The organism is Actinokineospora sp. (assembly GCF_050699995.1).
GTDB lineage: Bacteria > Actinomycetota > Actinomycetes > Mycobacteriales > Pseudonocardiaceae > Actinokineospora.
Genome location: NZ_JBOHGC010000617.1, coordinates 1 through 17,398 on the forward strand (window position 1 = coordinate 1; position 17,398 = coordinate 17,398).

The following is a 17,398-nucleotide window of genomic DNA, read 5'->3' on the forward strand; positions in this document are numbered from 1 at the left end:
CCACTAAGGGGTTCTATATTTAAGCTCTACTGGCTTAAATCGGCACACTGTTGAGTTCTCAAACAACACACGCACATCCGAATTAACCACCCCGGTAAGGAGCGACAGCATCAGAGGCTGGTATTGCCTAGCAAGTTTTTGTTTCTTTGGCAGGTCGCCCACTCTATCACCATCCGGTGAGAGCTTGGTTCGCGACCCCCTGCGTCAGGCTCCGCTCCGGTCTGACCGGCTCGTTCCGCGCTGACTTGGATAAAGTTACACGGGGCCAAACCTGGGGTCAAATCGCACCCCCAGGTGCCCATCACGGGCGGAAACCGCAGGTCACCGCCCCCGTGTGGGCTGTAGAACCAACGTAACCCACCCGATCTCCGGTGTGAATGTGACGGCGATCACATCAACTTTCTTCCGAGAAGCCGCCACAAGCCGCTGACCTGCGGAAACGCCGATCCAGGCGGATCGACGGCCATCGGGGGGACCACTCGGACGGACCCAAGCCCGCCCTGCGACAGGCGTCAGCCCTGCACCTCGACACCGGCGGTGTTGCGCTTGCCGCGGCGCAGGACCAGCCACTTCCCGTGCAGCAGGTCCTCCTTCGACGGCGTCCACGCCTCGTCGGTGACCTTGCCGTTGTTCACGTACGCTCCGCCCTCGGTGACGGTCCGTCGTGCCGCTCCCCTGCTGTCGGCCAGGCCGGACACGACAAGCAGGTCGACGATGGTCGGCTCGTCAGCCAGCCGTGCGGTGCCCGTGGGCGCCTCGGACATGGCCGCTTCCAGGGTTCCCAGGTCCAGACCGCCGAACTCGCCCCGACCGAACAGGGCCTGGCTGGCCGCCACGACCTGGTCGGTCTGGTGTTGGCCGTGCACCAGCGTCGTGAACTCCTCGGCCAGCCGCTTCTGCGCGGCCCGCAGGTGCGGGCGCTCCGCGGTGTCGCGCTCCAACGCCTCGATCTCCTCGCGGTCGAGGAAGGTGAACAGGCGCAGGTAGCGGATGACGTCGGCGTCGCCCACGTTCACGAAGTACTGGTACCAGGCGAACGGCGAGGTCATCTCCGGGTCGAGCCAGACATTGCCGCCGCCGGTGGACTTGCCGAACTTGCGCCCCTCCGCGTCGGTGACCAGCGGCGCGGTCAGCGCGTGCACGGACTCGCCGTCGACGCGGCGGACAAGGTCCACCCCGCCGATGATGTTGCCCCACTGGTCGGAGCCGCCTACCTGGAGTTTGCATCCGTGCGCGCGATGCAGCCGCAGGTAGTCGTGCGACTGCAAGAGCAGGTAGCTGAACTCCGTGTAGGACATGCCGTCGCCTTCAAGGCGGCGCTTGACCGTCTCGCGCGAGAGCATCACGTTGATCGAGAAGTGCTTGCCGACGTCGCGCAGGAACTCCAGGACCGACATGCCGCCGGTCCAGTCGAGGTTGTTCGCCAGGACGGCGTCCGTGCCCTCCCCGTGGGAGTCGTCGAACTCGACGAAGCGCTCCAGCTGACCGCGGATCCGGTCGGCCCACTCGGCCACGACGTCGGTGGTGTTCAGCGTGCGCTCACCGGTGTCGCGCGGATCGCCGATCATGCCCGTGGCCCCGCCCGCGAGGACGATCGGCCGGTGCCCGGCGCGCTGGAAGCGGCGCAGCATGAGCAGCGGGACGAGGTTGCCCGCGTGCAGGCTGGGGGCGGTCGGGTCGAACCCGCAATAGAGGGTGAGCGGCCCCGCGTCGAGATCCCGGCGCAGCGCGTCGAGGTCGGTGGACTGCGCGATCAGGCCGCGCCAGGACAGCTCGTCGAGAATGTGCTCACTCACGGGGCCATCCTCCCGCACACCCCCTACCTGGGCGCGAGCGGATTGCCTGGCCCCAGTTGTTCGCCTGACTGTCGCCGTCCACTTAGGCAACACCTATGCCTGGATGGCGATACAGGTGAAGGATGCCGACATCCTTGTTCGACCCGACTGGAGGCGACCCGTGCCAGGTGCAAGACCTCTTCTCCGCTACGCCATGCCCGTCGCGCTCGCCGCGGCCGTCATGGTCGCGATCCCGCTGACCTCACCGTCCAGCGGTCCCCAGGCCGAGGCGTGGACCCCCATGTCGCCGGTCACGGTCGACTACGCGGCGGACAAGGCCGCGGGCACCGCGCGGGGCAGGCTGCTGGGCTTCAACGACTTCCACGGCGCGCTTGAACCGCCCATCGGCAGCGGCGGCCTGGTGAACGGCAATCCCGCCGGTGGCGTGGAGTACCTCGCGACCTATGTGGAGCAGTTGCGCGCCCAGGGCGAGGCGACCGGCGAGAAGGTGCTGACCGTCGGCGCGGGCGACCTTGTCGGCGCGACCCCGCTGATCAGCGCCGCGTTCCACGACGAGCCGACGATCGAGGTGCTCAGCGCGCTAGGCCTGAACATCTCCTCGGTCGGCAACCACGAGTTCGACGAGGGCGTCGACGAGCTCAAGCGGCTGCAGAAGGGCCGCTGCCACCCGGTCGACGGCTGCCAGGACGGCGACGGCTTCGAGGGGGCGGACTTCCGCTACCTGTCGGCGAACGTGGTCGACAAGCAGACCCGCAAGCCGATCCTGCGGCCGTACGAGATCAAGATGGTCCAGGGCGTCCCGGTGGCGTTCGTCGGCATGACGCTCGAGGGCACGCCCAGCATCGTCAACCCGTCGGGCATCCAGAGCGTGGACTTCCTCGACGAGGTCGAGACCGCGAACTCCTACGCCGACCAGCTCGGCAAGCTCGGCATCAAGTCGATGGTGCTGCTGATCCACGAGGGCGGCGCGCAGAACGCCCCACCCACCCCGCAGGACCCGTCGAGCTGCGCGAACTTCGCGGGGCCGATCACCAACATCGTCGCCGGGCTGAACCCCGCGTACGGACTGGTGGTCTCCGGGCACACGCACCGCTTCTACAGCTGCGCGCTGCCGAACTCCTCGGGCGTGAACACCGTGGTCACCAGCGCTGGCTCCAACGGCACGCTGGTCACCGACATCGGCGTCAAGCTGGACCGCAAGACCCGCAAGTTCACGAGCATCGCCGCGCGCAACGTCATCGTGGAGAACGGTGTCAAGAACGCGGACGGCACGTGGGCGAAGGACGCGCAGGGCAACTTCATCCGCAACCCCGCTCTGGTCAACGCCACCGCGAAGGCCATCGTGGACAAGTACCGGGCCGCTGTCGCGCCGTTGGCGAACAAGATCGTCGGGTCCATCACCGCCGACATCACGCGGGCCGCGACCCCGGCGGGCGAGACCGCCCTCGGCGACGTCATCGCGGACGCGCAGCTGGCGTACACCAGCTCGCAGCAGGCGCAGATCGCGCTGATGAACCCGGGCGGCATCCGCGCGGACCTCAGCTACGCGTTCTCGCCGGGCGGTGAGGCGCCGGGCCAGGTCACCTACGGCGAGGCGTTCACCGTGCAGCCGTTCAACAACCTGGTCGTGACGCAGACGCTGACGGGCGCGCAGATCAAGGACGTGCTCGAGCAGCAGTTCGCCGGGTACGCGGGACAGACGACGACGAAGTTCCTGCAGGTGTCGGCCGGTTTCGCGTACTCCTACGACACCACGCAGGCGCTTGGGTCGCGGGTGACGCAGATGTCGCTGAACGGGGTTGCGATCGACCCGGCCGCGAGCTTCAAGGTGACGTCGAACGATTTCCTCGCCAACGGTGGGGACGGGTTCACGAAGCTGTCGCTGGGCACGGGCCGGGTGTACGCGCCCGGGTTCGACGTGGACGCGCTGGTCGCGCACCTGACGAACGCGGCGCCGGTGGCTCCTGGCCCGCGGGACCGGATCACCAAGATCGCCTGATAGTCGCTGTCGACCGTGCCCGGCTCGGCCCACCGAGCCGGGCACGGTCGTCTTCAGGTGCGGGTGCGGGTTTTGCCGCCTCGGCGGTAGCCGCTGACGGCGGGTGATCCCTCGACCCAGAAGCGCCATGGCACGTCCATCGCCACCGCCACACCGACTCGCGGGCCCACCTGGATCGTGTCGGCGGGGAGTGGGTCGGCGGCGAGGACGCGGACCGGTGAGGCCGGGTCGGTGAGGTCGACGCCGTTGTGGGGGCGGCGCAGACCCAGGGCCGTGGTGAGCCTGGCGGGGCCTTTCGCCAGATCCGCGTCCGTGCGGGCGGCGGGGCGGCGCAGCCGGGCGAGGTCCACCCCGGACACGACTTCCCCGGCCCGCAGGAGGACTGCGCCGGGGACGCCGTCGGTCAGGGACACGATGTTGGCGCAGAAGTGCATGCCGTAGACGAAATACACGTACAGGTGGCCTGCCGGGCCGAACATGACGTCGTTGCGTGGAGATCGGCCGCGGTAGCAGTGTGAGGCCGGGTCGTCGCCGCCGCGGTAGGCCTCGACCTCGACCAGGCGGATGGCGACGGTGCCCTCGTCGGTGCGCGATTCCAGGACGCAGCCCAGCAACCGCTGGGCTGCGACGACCGGGTCTACGGCGAGTTCGGCTCGCGTCAGGACGCGGTCGGTGCCTGTTCCGCCCAAGTCCGGTGCTCCTCGATTCGCCGCACGACACGGTCACGCTGTTCCGCGACCCGTTGGGGCGCGGTTCCACCGTACGCATCGCGCGAGGCGATGGAGCCGGTGACGGTGAGGACCTCGCGGACCTTCGGGGTGAGGGCGGGGTTGACCTCGGCGAGTTCGGCGTCGGTCAGGTCGGCCAGGCCCACTCCCCTGTCCTCGGCGCGGCGGACGCAGTCGCCCGCGGCTTCGTGCGCGACCCGGAACGGGACGCCTTCGCGCACCAGCCATTCGGCGATGTCGGTGGCGAGGGTGAAACCGGCCGGTGCCAGTTCGGCGAGGCGGTCGGTGTGGAACGTGAGGGTGGAGAGCATGCCCGCGATCGCGGGGAGCAGGAGTTTGAGCTGGTCGACGGAGTCGAAGACCGGCGCCTTGTCCTCCGGCAGGTCGCGGTTGTAGGCCAGCGGCTGCGCTTTGAGGGTGGCGAGCAGGCCGGTGAGGTTGCCGATGAGCCTGCCGGACTTGCCGCGGGTCAGCTCGGCGACGTCGGGGTTCTTCTTCTGCGGCATGATCGAGCTGCCGGTGGCCCAGGCGTCGTCGAGGGTCGCGTAGGCGAATTCGGCGGTGGTCCAGATGATCACTTCTTCGGCGATCCTGGACAGGTTGACGCCGAGCATGGCCACGGCGAAGGCGAACTCCGCGGCGAAGTCACGCGAGGCGGTGCCGTCGATGGAGTTCTCGGCGGGCGCGTCGAAGCCGAGTTCGGCGGCGATGGCGGCCGGGTCGAGGCCCAGCGAGGACCCGGCGAGCGCGCCGGAGCCGTAGGGCGAGACGGCGCCGCGCTTGTCCCAGTCGCGCAGGCGTTCCACGTCGCGCAGGAGGGACTGGGTGTGGGCCAGCAGGTGGTGCGCGAGCAGCACGGGCTGGGCGTGCTGCAGGTGGGTGCGACCGGGCATGGCGGCGTCGGGGTGGCGCTGCGCCTGGAACAGCAGGGCTTCGACGACGTCGAGGACACCGCCCGCGATGAACCGGGCGGCGTCGCGCAGGTACATGCGGAACAGGGTGGCGATCTGGTCGTTGCGGGACCGGCCCGCGCGGAGCTTGCCGCCGAGGTCTTTGCCCGCGCGGTCCATGAGGCCGCGTTCGAGGGCGGTGTGGACGTCCTCGTCGGCGAGGACGGGGGTGAACGCCCCGGAGACCACGTCGGCCTCCAGGACGTCCAGCGCCTCGATCATGCCGCGGAGTTCGTCCGCGGTGAGCAGGTTCGCGCCGTGCAGGACGCGGGCGTGGGCTCGCGAACCGGCGAGGTCGTAGCGGGCCAGTCGCCAGTCGAAATGGGTCGACAGGCTCAGGGCCGCCATGGCTTCGGCCGGTCCGGAACTGAACCGCCCACCCCACAGCGCGGTGGGTTCCCGCTCGCTCACGATCGTCCTCTCGGTTGACACTCGGTCAGTGCTGCTGCGAACGCTTGGCGGCGATCTTGCTGGGCAGGCCCCACAGCTGGACGAAGCCCTTGGCCAGGCCCTGGTCGAAGGTGTCGCCCTCGTCGTAGGTGGCCAGGTTGAAGTCGTAGAGCGAGACGTCCGACTTGCGGCCCGTGACCACCGCGCGGCCGCCGTGCATGGTCATGCGGACATCGCCGGAGACGTACTCCTGGGTCTCGGCGATGAACGCGTCCAGGGCGTACTTCAGCGGGGAGAACCAGAGGCCGTCGTAGACCAGTTCGGCCCAGCGCTGCGCCACGGTCTTCCTGAAGCGGGCCAGGTCGCGCTCGACGGTGACGTTCTCGAGTTCCTGGTGCGCGGTGATCAGCGCCATGGCGCCGGGGGCCTCGTAGACCTCGCGGCTCTTGATGCCGACCAGGCGGTCCTCGACGATGTCGATGCGGCCGATGCCCTGGGCGCCCGCGCGCCGGTTGAGCTCCTGGATGGCCTGCAGCATGGTGACGGTCTGGCCGTCGATGGCGACCGGGACACCCTTGTCGAAGGTGATGACCACCTCGTCGGCGTCGCGCGGCTCGGCCGGGTTCGAGGTGTACTCGTAGACGTCCTCGATCGGGGAGTTCCAGATGTCCTCGAGGAAGCCGGTCTCGACGGCGCGGCCCCAGACGTTCTGGTCGATGGAGTACGGCGACTTCTTCGACACGTCGATGGGCAGGTTGCGGTCCTCGGCCCAGGCGATGGCCTTCTCGCGGGTCCACGCGAAGTCGCGGACCGGGGCGATGACCTTCAGGTCGGGGGCGAGGGCGCCGATGCCGACCTCGAAGCGGACCTGGTCGTTGCCCTTTCCGGTGCAGCCGTGGGAGACCGTGGTGGCGCCGTGGTACTTGGCGGCCTCGACGAGGTGCTTGACGATCACCGGGCGCGAGATGGCCGAGACCAGCGGGTAGCGGTCCATGTAGAGCGCGTTGGCCTGCAGCGTGGGCAGGCAGTACTGCTCGGCGAACTCGTCGCGGGCGTCGGCGACGACCGCTTCGACGGCGCCGCACTCAAGGGCGCGCTTGCGGATCGTGTCGAGGTCTTCGCCGCCCTGGCCGACGTCCACCGCGACCGCGACGACCTCGGCACCGGTCTCCTCGGCGATCCAGCCGATGGCCACCGACGTGTCCAGCCCACCCGAGTAGGCCAACACCACCCTGTCACTCATTGCTCTCTCCTTGTTTTGGCAAGTCTGGTGATCCAGTGGATCCATTGCTGCTGGTGCGCGCGGCCATGGCGGTGAACCGCTGGGCCATGTCCTGACCGCACAGCGGCGGGCGGACGATCACCATGAGGGTGTCGTCGCCCGCGATCGTGCCGACGATGTCGATGAGGGCGGCGCGGTCGATCGCGCTGGCGAGGAACCCGGCGGCGCCGGGCGGGGTGCGCAGGACCGCGAGGTTCGCGGAGCTGTCGGCGGAGACCAGCAGCTCGCTGAGCAGCCGGACCAGCCGGGCGGTGCCGCCCTGGACGCCGCGCACGGGGTTGCCGTCTTCCGGGATGACGTAGACCGGCGCGCCGCCGTCGGCTCCGCGCAGCTTCACGGCGCCGAGTTCGTCGAGGTCGCGTGACAGCGTCGCCTGGGTGACGTCGATGCCTTCGGCGCCGAGCAGGGTGGCCAGTTCGGTCTGGCTGCGGATGGCGCGCTCAGACACCAGCTCGACGATGCGGGCCTGCCGGGCGGCTCTGGTGGAGGCGGAGGCGGTCATCGGTTGGCCACCAGCCACGCCATGAGTGCCTTCTGCGCGTGCAGCCGGTTCTCCGCTTCGTCCCACACCGCGCTGGCGGGGCCGTCGATCACCTCGTCGGTGATCTCCCAGCCGCGGTGCGCGGGCAGGCAGTGCAGCACGATCGCACCGGGGGCGGCCCGCTCCAGCAGCTCGGTGTTGATCTGGAGCTTGCGGAACGGGGTGACCCGGTCTTTGCCGTCGTTCTCCTGGCCCATCGACGTCCACGTGTCGGTGACGAGCACGTCGGTGCCGTCGACCGCGGCGTGCGGGTCGGTGAGCAGGGTGACGCTGCCGCCGGTCTCGGCGGCCCGGCGCTTGGCGTCGAGCATGACCTCGGAGAGCGGCAGGAAGCCCTCGGGGGCGACGACCCGCACGTGCATGCCCGCGGTGGCGCCGCCGAGCAGCATCGAGTGGGACATGTTGTTGGCGCCGTCGCCGAGGTAGGTGGCGGTGAGCCCGGTGAGCTTGCCGTGGCGTTCCTCGATGGTCTGCAGGTCGGCGAGCACCTGGCAGGGGTGGAACTCGTCGGACAGCGCGTTGATCACCGGGATGCTCGCGCCCGCGGCCATGGCCTCGATGCGCTTCTGCGCGTAGGTGCGCCAGGCGACCATGTCGACGTAGCGGGACAGCACCCGCGAAGTGTCCTCAATGGTCTCTTCGCGACCCAGCTGCATGGTGCGGCCGTCGACGACGATCGGCTGGCCGCCGAGTTGCTGGATGCCGACCTCGAAGGACAGCCGGGTGCGGGTGGAGTTCTTCTCGAAGATCGTCGCGACCGACAGGCCTTCGAGCGGACGCTTGGCCAGCGGCGCGCCCTTGAACTCCTTCGCGAGGGTGAGAACCTCGCGCTGGTCGTCGGGGGACAGATCGTCGTCGCGCAGGAAGTGCCGGACCATGGTTCAGCTCTCCTGTGCGGTGTCGAGGATGGCGGGCAGCGCCGAGAGGAATTCGTCGGCCTCGGCGTCGGTGAGGATCAGCGGCGGGGCGAGCCGAAGCGCGTCGGGCTGGACGTTGTTGACGAGGAATCCCTTGTCCAGCGCGGCGGCGGACACGGCGGCGGACACCGGCTTGGTCAGGCCGACGCCGAGGAGCAGGCCGCGCCCGCGCACACCGGAGACCAGCGGGTGGTGCAGGTCTTCGATCCCGGCGGTGAGGTGCTTGCCGAGGGCGGCGACGTGGTCGAGCAGGCCGTCGGCGGCGATCGTGCGCAGGACCGCGAGGCCCGCGGCGCACGAGACCGGGTTGCCGCCGAAGGTGGTGCCGTGGTGTCCGGGGGCGAACAGGTCGGCCGCCGCGCCGATGCCGACGCACGCGCCGAGCGGGAGACCGCCGCCGAGGCCCTTGGCGAGGGTGATGATGTCCGGGGTGATGCCTGCCTGCTGGAAGGCGAACCACTGGCCGAGCCTGCCGACACCGGTCTGCACCTCGTCGAGGACGAGCAGTGCGCCCGCCTTCGCGGTGATCTCGCGGGCGGCCTGCAGGTAGCCGTCGGGGGCGACGACCACGCCGCCCTCGCCGAGGATCGGTTCGATGAAGACCGCGGCGGTGTCATCGTCCACAGCGGACCGCAGGGCCTCGACGTCGCCGAACGGGATGTGCACGACGCCGGCGTCGAGCGGCTCGAACGGGGTGCGCTTGGCGGGCTGGCCGGTGAGCGCGAGCGCGCCCATCGTGCGGCCGTGGAAGGCGCCCTCGCAGGCGATGATCTTGGTCTTGCCGGTGAGCCGGGTGAGCTTGAACGCGGCTTCGTTGGCCTCGGCGCCGGAATTGCAGAACAGCACCTTGGCCTGGCCGGTGAGGCCTGCGACGTCGAGGATCGCGTCGGCCAGCTCCACCGACTGCTGGTTGATGTAGAGGTTCGAGGTGTGGCCGAGGGTGGCGATCTGGCTGGTCACGGCCTCGACGACGGCCGGGTGCGCGTGGCCGAGCGCGTTGGTCGCGATGCCGCTGAGCAGGTCGAGGTAGCGGTTGCCGTCGGCGTCCCACACGCGCGAGCCCTCGCCGCGCACGATGGTCAGCTTCGGCGTGCCGTAGTTGTCCATCAGCGCGGACTTCCACCGCGTCTGGCCGTCCACATTGGATTCGATCATGACTCCCCCTCGTCCGGCAGCACCATGGTCCCCACACCGCTGCTGGTGAACACCTCGAGCAGCACCGAGTGCGCCAGCCGACCGTCGATGACGTGCGCCTTGGGCACGCCGCCGACGACCGCGCGCAGGCACGCCTCCATCTTCGGCACCATGCCGCTTTCCAAGCCTGGCAACAGTTTTTCGAGTTCGGTCGCGCGGATCTCGTGCAGCAGCGACGACTTGTCGGGCCAGTCGGCGTAGAGGCCCTCGACATCGGTCAGCACGACGAGCTTCTCCGCCTCCAGCGCGACAGCGAGCGCGGCGGCGGCGGTGTCGGCGTTGACGTTGTGCGGCAAGCCATCGCGGTCGGGCGCGACGGTCGACACGACCGGGATGCGGCCCGCGTTGACGATGTCCATCACGGCTTCGGGGTTGACGTGCACCACGTCGCCGACCTGCCCGAGGTCGACCTCGACGCCGTCGACCGTGGCGGTGCGGCGCTCAGCGGTGAACAGGTGGGCGTCCTCGCCGGAGATGCCGACCGCGTACGGGCCGTGCTGGTTGATCAGGCCGACCAGCTCGCGGCTGACCTGGCCGGTGAGGACCATCCGCACGACGTCCATGGTCTCGGCGTTGGTGACCCGCAGGCCCGCCTGGAACTCGCCCTCGATGCCGAGCCGGTTGAGCATGGCGCTGATCTGCGGGCCGCCGCCGTGCACGACGACCGGGCGCAGACCCGCGAGCCGCAGGAACACCATGTCCTCGGCGAAGGCGCGCTTGAGCGACTCGTCGACCATGGCGTTGCCGCCGTACTTGACCACCACGAGCGCGCCGTGGAAGCGCTGCAGCCACGGCAGTGCCTCGATGAGCACGCCTGCTTTCTCGGACGCGGTGTTCATGACGAATACGCGCTGTTCTCTTCGACGTAAGCGTGGGACAGGTCGGTGGTGAGAATCGTCCCGCTGCCCTCGCCCGCGTGCAGGTCGATCACCACGTCGATGTCGCGGCCGGTCAGGTCGGCGGCGGAGCGGTCCTCGCCCCGGCCGCCCGCCCGGCACACGGTGACACCGTTGATGGTGATGTCGAGCTTCTGCTGGTCGAAGTCGGTCGGCGCGTTGCCCACGGCCATCGCGATGCGGCCCCAGTTGGGGTCGGAGGCGAAGAACGCGGTCTTGCACAGGTTGTCCTGGGCGACGATCCGCGCGGCGGCAAGCGCTTCGCTGTCGGTGGCGGCGCCGTTGACCGTGATCGTGACGTGCTTGGTGACGCCCTCGGCGTCGGCCTGCAGCTGGGCGACCAGGTCGGCGCAGACCGCGCTGAGCGCCTCGGTGAACTCGGCCTCGGACACCGCGACCCCGGACGCGCCGGAGACCAGGAGCAGGACGGTGTCGTTGGTGGAGGTGCCGCCGTCGACGTCGAGCCGGTTGAAGGTGAACTCGACCGCGGTGCGCAGCGCGGGCTCGACGGCGGCCGGGTCGATCTGGGCGTCGGAGGTGATGACCGAGAGCATCGTGGCCATGTTGGGCGCGCACATGCCCGCGCCCTTCGCGAACCCGCCGATGGTCCAGCCGTCGGCGTGGGTGAACGCGGTCTGCTTCGGCACGGTGTCGGTGGTCATCACGGCGGTGGCGGCGGCGAGGCCCGCGTCCGCACCGGAGGCCAGTTCCTTGGCGGCGAGGTCGATGCCGGAGCGGACGGCGTCCATCGGGAGGCGCTCACCGATGAGCCCGGTGGAGCAGACGGCGACGTCGATCGCGCCGACGCCGAGGACGTCGGCGACCTTCTCGGCGGTGGCGTGGGAGTCCTGGAAGCCCTCCGGGCCGGTGCAGGCGTTGGCGCCGCCGGAGTTGAGGACGACGGCCTTGAGCTTGCCGGTGGTCAGGACCTGCTGCGACCAGAGGACGGGCGCGGCCTTGACCTTGTTGCGGGTGAACACACCGGCCGCCTGGGTCGCGGGACCGTCGTTGACGACCAGCGTCAGGTCGGGCTTGCCGTTCGCCTTGATCCCGGCGGCGACACCCGCCGCGCGGAACCCCTGCGCCGACGCGACGCCCTGGGCACGGTCGATGGTCACGGTGCGACTCCCACAGTGGACAGGCCGGTGGTCTCCGGCAGGCCGAGCGCGATGTTCATGGACTGCACGGCGGCGCCCGCCGTGCCCTTGGTGAGGTTGTCGATGGCGGCGACGACCACGAGCCTGCCGAGGTCGGCGTCGACGGTGACCTGCAGCTGCACGGCGTTGGAGCCGAGCACCGCGGCCGTGGTGGGCCAGCGGCCCTCGGGGAGCAGGTGGACGAACGGCTCGTCGCCGTAGGCCTTCTCGTAGGCGCCGCGCACGTCGGCGGCCGGGTCGATCAGCTGGGCGCTACAGGTGGCGAGGATGCCCCGCGGGAGCGGCGCGAGGACCGGGGTGAACGAGACACCGACCGGCTTGCCCGCCGCGGCGCTGAGGTTCTGGGTGATCTCCGGGGTGTGCCGGTGGGCGCCGCCGACGCCATAGGCGCTCAGCGAGCCCATGACCTCGGAGCCGAGGAGGTTGGGCTTGAGGCTCTTGCCCGCGCCGGACGTGCCGGACACGGCGACCACGACGACCTCGGGCTCGACCAGCGCCATCGCGGGGGCGAGGGCGAGGGAGCTGACCGTCGGGTAGCAGCCGGGCACCGCGACCCGGGTCGCGTGGCGCAGGGTCTCGCGGGCGCCGGGGAGTTCGGGGAGGCCGTAGGGCCAGTGGCCCGCGTAGTCGCCGCCGTACCAGCGGTCCCACGCGCCTGCGTCGGTCAGCCGGTGGTCGGCGCCGCAGTCGACGACGAGGACACCCGCGTCGAGCTGGGCGGCGATGGCGGCGGAGTGGCCGTGGGGCAGGGCGAGGAAGACGACGTCGTGGCCTGAGAGAACCTCCGCTGTGGTCTCTTCCAGGACGCGATCGGCCAGCGGCAGCAGGTGTGGCTGGTGCTCACCGAGCTTGGACCCCGCGTTGCCGCCCGCCGTGAGCGCGCCGATCTCGACGTCTGGGTGTGCGAGCAGGAGCCGCAGGAGCTCTCCCCCGGCGTACCCACTGGCGCCCGCGACGGCGATCCGAACCTTCATACGGATGATTATGCACTCTGATGCAAACTCACTCAAACGGTTTCACTCGACCGTGGTGACCGCCACAGCGAGGGGATCGCGCTGAAGGTGGTCAAGGCGATTCCGCGTGTGCCCGGCTGACGGCGGGGCGACGCTACGGGCGGATGCGGTTCTCGGGGTTGTCGTCGAACGGTGGGTCCAGGTGGAATCGGAGTTTCCCCCCGGCGTGGCGGTCGCCTTGGCGCGCGCGGTGGACGAGTTCGGCGAAGAGGCCGCGCTCCAGGAGGAATTCAGCCAGGCGCCACCGGCCGCGGCCGGTGCGGTCGACGAAGTCGCGCAGTTCGTCGTCTCTGCCCGCTTTGGCGAGGTGCTCCGTCCAGGCGTCCACGGCGAAGGGGAGGTCGGCCTCGGCGCGGGCGCGGAGTTCGTCTTCGCGACCCAGCGCCGACAGCAGGTGTCCGAGGCGTGGCGGGCGTGGTCGTGGTCGAGTTCGCGGAGTTGGTCTATGTCCTGGCGTTCGACGAGCCGGTTCATCCACTGATGCAGCGCGGTGAGATCGCCTGCCTGCGCGCGGGAGCGAAGGGTGTCGTCGTCGGGAACGGTGGCGGCGGGAGGCTCGCCGCGTAGGTGTCGCCTGCCTCCGCGCGGGCATGTAGCGCCTCGTGGCGGCGTTGGGTGTGCAGCAGGTGGTCGAGTGTGCGGGCGGCGGTGTCGTCGCCCGCGTCGGCACGTGCGCTGAGGGCGGCCTCGTCGCCGCGGTCGGCGACGATCTCCGCCAGTTTGCTCGCCGCGTGGCGGTTGCCCAGGGTGGTGACCAGGGCAGGCATCGCTTGCTGCGACTCGGCGGCGAGTGCGCGCAGTTCGTCCAGGCGGCCTTGTTTCGCGAGGAACCGGGACAGTGCGCCCACGCCCAGCGAGCCCCGTGCTCGGAGGTCTTCGGTGCGGTTGAGGAGTTCGAGGAGCTTGATCCACAGCCGGGCGGACGTCGGGTCGCCGCCGTCCGCCCGGGCGCGGAGTTCGTCGAAGAGGCCGTGGGTGATCAGCAGACCGGGCAGTTCGCGCTGGGCTTCCCAGTCGCCGGTGTCGGCTCGCCCGCGGACCTCGTCGATCACTTCTTGCGGGCGAGGGTCACGCCGTCACGCAGGGGGAGCATGACGCTGTCGACGCGGTCGTCGGCGACGACGATGTCGTTGATGCGGCGGATCGCGATGTCGGCCGGTTCCTGGGCGGAGTCGTCGACGACGCGGCCGGAGCGCAGGACGTTGTCGAGTGCGATGACTCCGCCGGGGCGCATGCGTGGGACCAGCTCGGCGTAGTAGTCCGGGTAGCCCTCCTTGTCGGCGTCGACGAACGCGAAGTCGATCACCGGGTCGGTGGGCAGGGCGCGCAGGGTCTCGATGGCGGGGGCGATGCGCAGGTCGATGCGGTCGGTGAGGCCCGCGCGCTCCCAGTACTTGCGGGCGATCGACGTCCATTCCTCGCTGACGTCGCAGGCGATCAGCTTGCCGCCGTCGGCCAGGCCGCGGGCCACGCAGATCGAGGAGTAGCCGGTGAACACGCCGACCTCGACGGCGTTCTTCGCGCCGAGCATGCGCACCAGCATGGTGAAGAACTCGCCCTCGTCGTGCGAGATCTGCATGACGGCCGCGTCCGGGTACGCGTCGACGGTCTCGGCGGCGAGGTCCCGCAGGAGATCGTCCGCGGGGGTGGAGTGGGCCAGCAGGTAGTCGCTGATGGCGGGATTGAGGATGTCCATGGCGCCATTCAACTACCGATAGAGCTCGAACGTCGCGATGAGCCTTTCGCGGTCGGCGCCGTCGGCCAGGAGCAGCTGCAAGAGGATGCGTGCTTTCGCCGGGTCGAGGAAGCCCGCGTGAATGAGTCCACGGTCGAACAGGTCGCGCTCGGAACCCGGGTATCCGTAGGTCGCGCGCAGGACCGAGCCGGAGCCGGTTCGCGAAGCAAGCACCACAGGGACGCGGTGGGCGAAGTCGGCGACCAGCGGGACCATGCCCGCGGGCACGTGACCGGCGCCGAGACCGGCGATGACGATGCCGTCGAACGCGTCGCCCGCCCGGCGCAGGAGTTCGCCGTCGTCGCCGAGGGTCACGGTGACCAGGGCGACGCGCAGGGCGGAGATCTTGTCGGTGGCGGGCAGGACCAGGTCGATGCGCGGGGTGCCGCGCAGGCGGGGTTCGCCTTCGACGATGAGGCCGAGGGGGCCGAAACCGGGCGAGACGAACGCGCCGGTGCTGCTGGTGTGGCTCTTGCGGACGAAGCGGGCGCCGTGGACCTCGTCGGACATGACGACCAGGCAGCCCAGCCCGCGTGCCTCGTCCGACAGGGCGACCCGGATGGCGGCATAGAGGTTGGCCGGGCCGTCGGCGCCCGCGGAGGCCGGGGCGCGCATGGCGCCGGTGACGACCACGGGTGCGGGGCTGTCGACGGTGAGGTCGAGGAAGAGGGCGGTCTCCTCGATCGTGTCGGTGCCGTGGGTGACGACGACGCCGGTCGCGCCGCCTGCGATCTCCTCGCGGACGGCGTGGCTCAGGGCGGTGAGGTCGTCGAAGCCCAGCGAGGGGCTGGGGAGTGAGCGGAGGGTGCTGGCGGTGAGGTCCACGCCGAGGTCGGCCAGGCCGGGGACGGCGGCGATCAGCTCATCGGCACCGAGGGCCGGGACGACACCGCCGCTCGCGCTGGGTGCCATGGCGATGGTTCCGCCCATGGCGATGATCGCGACTCTGGGCCTCACGATTCCTCCACGAATGTCGAACTCATTTGCCTGAACGTGCGACTCACTTGCCTGAATGTGCGACTCGCGGGTTTAGGAGGTCCAGGAGTGGGGTCCAGGGGTCCTGGGAGGCGGCGTCGGAGATGTGGGCGCCTGCGGTGGTCAGGGTGTCGACGTGGGACTGCCAGCGGGGGTGGGCGCGTTGGGCCGGGTCGGCTTGGGGGCGGATGACCACGCGGACGCCGGGGGTGCCGAGGGCCTCGCCCAACGCGGTGAGGGCCTGGTTGTCGGCGATGCCCAAGGCCAGCTTGGCCAGCGAGTTCGCGGTCGCCGGGACGAAGAGGAACGCGTCCGGGGTCGGGTAGGGCTTCGGCTGCGAGGGGAGGCGGCCGGTGCTGCGCAACGGGAGCTCCGTGAGTGCCTGCAGTCGCAGGGTCTCCCCCGCCGCGTCCATCCAGCGGGCCGCGGTGGGGGTCAGCGTGATCGCCAGGCGCCAGCCCGCTTTGACGGCGGGCTCGGCGAGCTCGACCCGTAAACGCTGGTCGACCCCGTAGCCCGCCGCCGAGACCAGGCCGAGGGTTCTCATCGCCGGAGCAGCGCGCAGAACATGGCGTCGGTGCCGTGGCGGTGCGGCCAGAGCTGCACGTACGGGCCGATGCCGAGGTCGGGAACGTCGGGGAAGAACTCGCGGGCGTCGATCGGGGTCACGCCGGTGCGGCGGACCACGTCGGAGACCACGCCGATGGTCTCGGCGAGGTGCGGGGAACACACCACGTACGCCACGACCCCGCCGGGGCGGACCAGGTTGAGGGCGCTGGTCAGCAGCGCGCTCTGCAGGCGGGTCAGGTCGCCGACGTCCGACGGCTGCCTGCGCCAGCGGGCCTCGGGCCTGCGCCGCAGGGCGCCGAGGCCGGTGCACGGGGCGTCGACCAGGACACGGTCGTAGGAGCCCGGTTCCAAGCCTGGGGACCGGCCGTCGGCGACGTGGATCTTGACCGGCATCCCCGAGGTGATGCGCTCGATCAGCTTCGCGCGGTGCGGCGCCTTCTCGACAGCGTCAAGGGTTCCGCCGTTGATCGCGGCGAGGGCACCCAGGAGCGCCGCCTTGCCGCCGGGGCCCGCGCACAGGTCGAGCCAGCGCAGGTCGGAGCCCTCGACCTCCGGTCGCGTCAGCGCCAGCGCGCACAGCTGGCTGCCCTCGTCCTGCACGCCGGCGAGCTTCTCCTTGACCGGGTCGAGGTCGCCGGGGTCGCCCGCGCCCGCGTCGAGGCGGACACCGTAGGGCGAGTACGGGGCGACGTCGCCGCCGGTCATCGCGGCCAGTTCGTCGGCGCTGACCTCGCCCGGACGGGCGACAAGGTGCACGGCCGGGCGCTCGTCGTCGGCGCGCAAAGCATCCGACAGCTCCTCGCCCGTGGTGCCGAGGGCGTCGGCGAAGGCGCGGGCGATCCAGCGCGGGTGGGCGTTGCGGGCAGCGAGATTGCCGACCGGGTCCTCGCCCGCGTCGGGGGCGAGCTGGTCGAGCCAGGCGCTCTCGTCCTTCTCCGACACCTTGCGCAGCACGGCGTTGACGAAGCCCGTGGCCCGCGAGCCCTGGTCGGCGCGCACCATGTCCACAGTGGACGCCACGGCGGCGTGGGCCGGAATGCGGGTGCGCAGCAGCTGGTAGGCGCCCAGGCGGAGCGAGTCGAGCAGGAGCGGCTCCACTTTGGACAGCGGCCGGTCGATGCACTCGGCGAGGATGTCATCGATGAGACCCATCGCGCGGCACGTGCCGTAGGTCAGTTCAGTGGCGAGCGCGGCGTCGCGGCCGGAGATGCGGCGGTCGCGCAGCAGCTTGGGCAGCACGAGGTTGGCGTAGGCG

Annotated in this window: 17 protein-coding genes; 1 reads left to right on the forward strand and 16 read right to left on the reverse strand. The window is 70.5% G+C overall.

The features are described 5' to 3' along the window. Window positions 1–512 precede the first annotated feature (512 nt). Window positions 513–1,796 (reverse strand): tyrosine--tRNA ligase, encoded by a 1,284-nt coding sequence (gene tyrS, locus ACRDSQ_RS29585; protein ID WP_431425607.1) that lies wholly within the window; start codon window positions 1,794–1,796, stop codon window positions 513–515. Window positions 1,797–1,956: 160 nt separating this feature from the next. Here tyrS and ACRDSQ_RS29590 point away from each other — a divergent pair, with 160 nt between their 5' ends. Continuing rightward, complete coding sequence (locus tag ACRDSQ_RS29590) at window positions 1,957–3,795, forward strand: bifunctional metallophosphatase/5'-nucleotidase (protein ID WP_431425609.1); 1,839 nt, start codon at window positions 1,957–1,959, stop codon at window positions 3,793–3,795. A gap of 53 nt (window positions 3,796–3,848) precedes the next feature. Here the strand turns inward: ACRDSQ_RS29590 and ACRDSQ_RS29595 are convergent, their stop codons facing one another. From ACRDSQ_RS29595 to ACRDSQ_RS29665, 15 genes are all read right to left on the reverse strand, one after another. Then, on the reverse strand, window positions 3,849–4,484 hold the full coding sequence (locus tag ACRDSQ_RS29595) for a DNA-3-methyladenine glycosylase (RefSeq protein WP_431425610.1): 636 nt from the start codon (window positions 4,482–4,484) through the stop codon (window positions 3,849–3,851). Continuing rightward, window positions 4,454–5,884: an argininosuccinate lyase gene (gene argH / locus ACRDSQ_RS29600; protein ID WP_431425612.1), complete on the reverse strand. Its 1,431-nt coding sequence runs from the start codon at window positions 5,882–5,884 to the stop codon at window positions 4,454–4,456. Before argH ends, ACRDSQ_RS29595 begins: the two co-directional genes overlap by 31 nt. Window positions 5,885–5,909: 25 nt before the next feature. Then, window positions 5,910–7,106, reverse strand: coding sequence for an argininosuccinate synthase (locus tag ACRDSQ_RS29605; protein ID WP_431425614.1), 1,197 nt, complete (start codon window positions 7,104–7,106; stop codon window positions 5,910–5,912). Then, window positions 7,099–7,647, reverse strand: a complete 549-nt coding sequence (locus ACRDSQ_RS29610) for an arginine repressor (protein ID WP_431425616.1) — start codon at window positions 7,645–7,647, stop codon at window positions 7,099–7,101. Before ACRDSQ_RS29610 ends, ACRDSQ_RS29605 begins: the two co-directional genes overlap by 8 nt. Then, the gene (gene argF / locus ACRDSQ_RS29615) at window positions 7,644–8,564 is read right to left on the reverse strand and encodes an ornithine carbamoyltransferase (protein WP_431425617.1); all 921 of its coding nucleotides are present in this window, start codon (window positions 8,562–8,564) and stop codon (window positions 7,644–7,646) included. The genes ACRDSQ_RS29610 and argF overlap by 4 nt, the downstream gene beginning before the upstream one ends. A gap of 3 nt (window positions 8,565–8,567) precedes the next feature. Next, window positions 8,568–9,758: an acetylornithine transaminase gene (locus tag ACRDSQ_RS29620; RefSeq protein ID WP_431425619.1), complete on the reverse strand. Its 1,191-nt coding sequence runs from the start codon at window positions 9,756–9,758 to the stop codon at window positions 8,568–8,570. Continuing rightward, window positions 9,755–10,636 (reverse strand): acetylglutamate kinase, encoded by an 882-nt coding sequence (gene argB, locus ACRDSQ_RS29625; RefSeq protein WP_431425621.1) that lies wholly within the window; start codon window positions 10,634–10,636, stop codon window positions 9,755–9,757. The genes ACRDSQ_RS29620 and argB overlap by 4 nt, the downstream gene beginning before the upstream one ends. Next, window positions 10,633–11,805, reverse strand: coding sequence for a bifunctional glutamate N-acetyltransferase/amino-acid acetyltransferase ArgJ (gene argJ, locus ACRDSQ_RS29630; RefSeq protein WP_431425630.1), 1,173 nt, complete (start codon window positions 11,803–11,805; stop codon window positions 10,633–10,635). Before argJ ends, argB begins: the two co-directional genes overlap by 4 nt. 2 nt (window positions 11,806–11,807) lie before the next feature. Then, window positions 11,808–12,824 carry an N-acetyl-gamma-glutamyl-phosphate reductase gene (argC, locus tag ACRDSQ_RS29635; protein ID WP_431425623.1) on the reverse strand — a complete coding sequence of 339 codons (1,017 nt, stop codon included), beginning with the start codon at window positions 12,822–12,824 and terminating at the stop codon, window positions 11,808–11,810. 133 nt (window positions 12,825–12,957) lie between these two features. Continuing rightward, window positions 12,958–13,191 carry a hypothetical protein gene (locus tag ACRDSQ_RS29640; RefSeq protein ID WP_431425624.1) on the reverse strand — a complete coding sequence of 78 codons (234 nt, stop codon included), beginning with the start codon at window positions 13,189–13,191 and terminating at the stop codon, window positions 12,958–12,960. A gap of 142 nt (window positions 13,192–13,333) precedes the next feature. Next, window positions 13,334–13,915, reverse strand: a complete 582-nt coding sequence (locus ACRDSQ_RS29645; protein ID WP_431425625.1) for a hypothetical protein — start codon at window positions 13,913–13,915, stop codon at window positions 13,334–13,336. Continuing rightward, complete coding sequence (locus ACRDSQ_RS29650; protein ID WP_431425626.1) at window positions 13,912–14,559, reverse strand: O-methyltransferase; 648 nt, start codon at window positions 14,557–14,559, stop codon at window positions 13,912–13,914. Before ACRDSQ_RS29650 ends, ACRDSQ_RS29645 begins: the two co-directional genes overlap by 4 nt. A gap of 12 nt (window positions 14,560–14,571) precedes the next feature. Further along, complete coding sequence (locus ACRDSQ_RS29655) at window positions 14,572–15,555, reverse strand: asparaginase (RefSeq protein WP_431425627.1); 984 nt, start codon at window positions 15,553–15,555, stop codon at window positions 14,572–14,574. Window positions 15,556–15,598: 43 nt separating this feature from the next. Then, a complete protein-coding gene (locus ACRDSQ_RS29660) occupies window positions 15,599–16,120 on the reverse strand; it encodes a flavoprotein (protein WP_431425628.1) in 522 nt (173 codons plus the stop codon). Further along, window positions 16,117–17,398 (reverse strand): RsmB/NOP family class I SAM-dependent RNA methyltransferase (locus tag ACRDSQ_RS29665; RefSeq protein WP_431425629.1); only part of this gene is annotated, 1,282 nt, incomplete at its 5' end. The genes ACRDSQ_RS29665 and ACRDSQ_RS29660, both read right to left, overlap by 4 nt.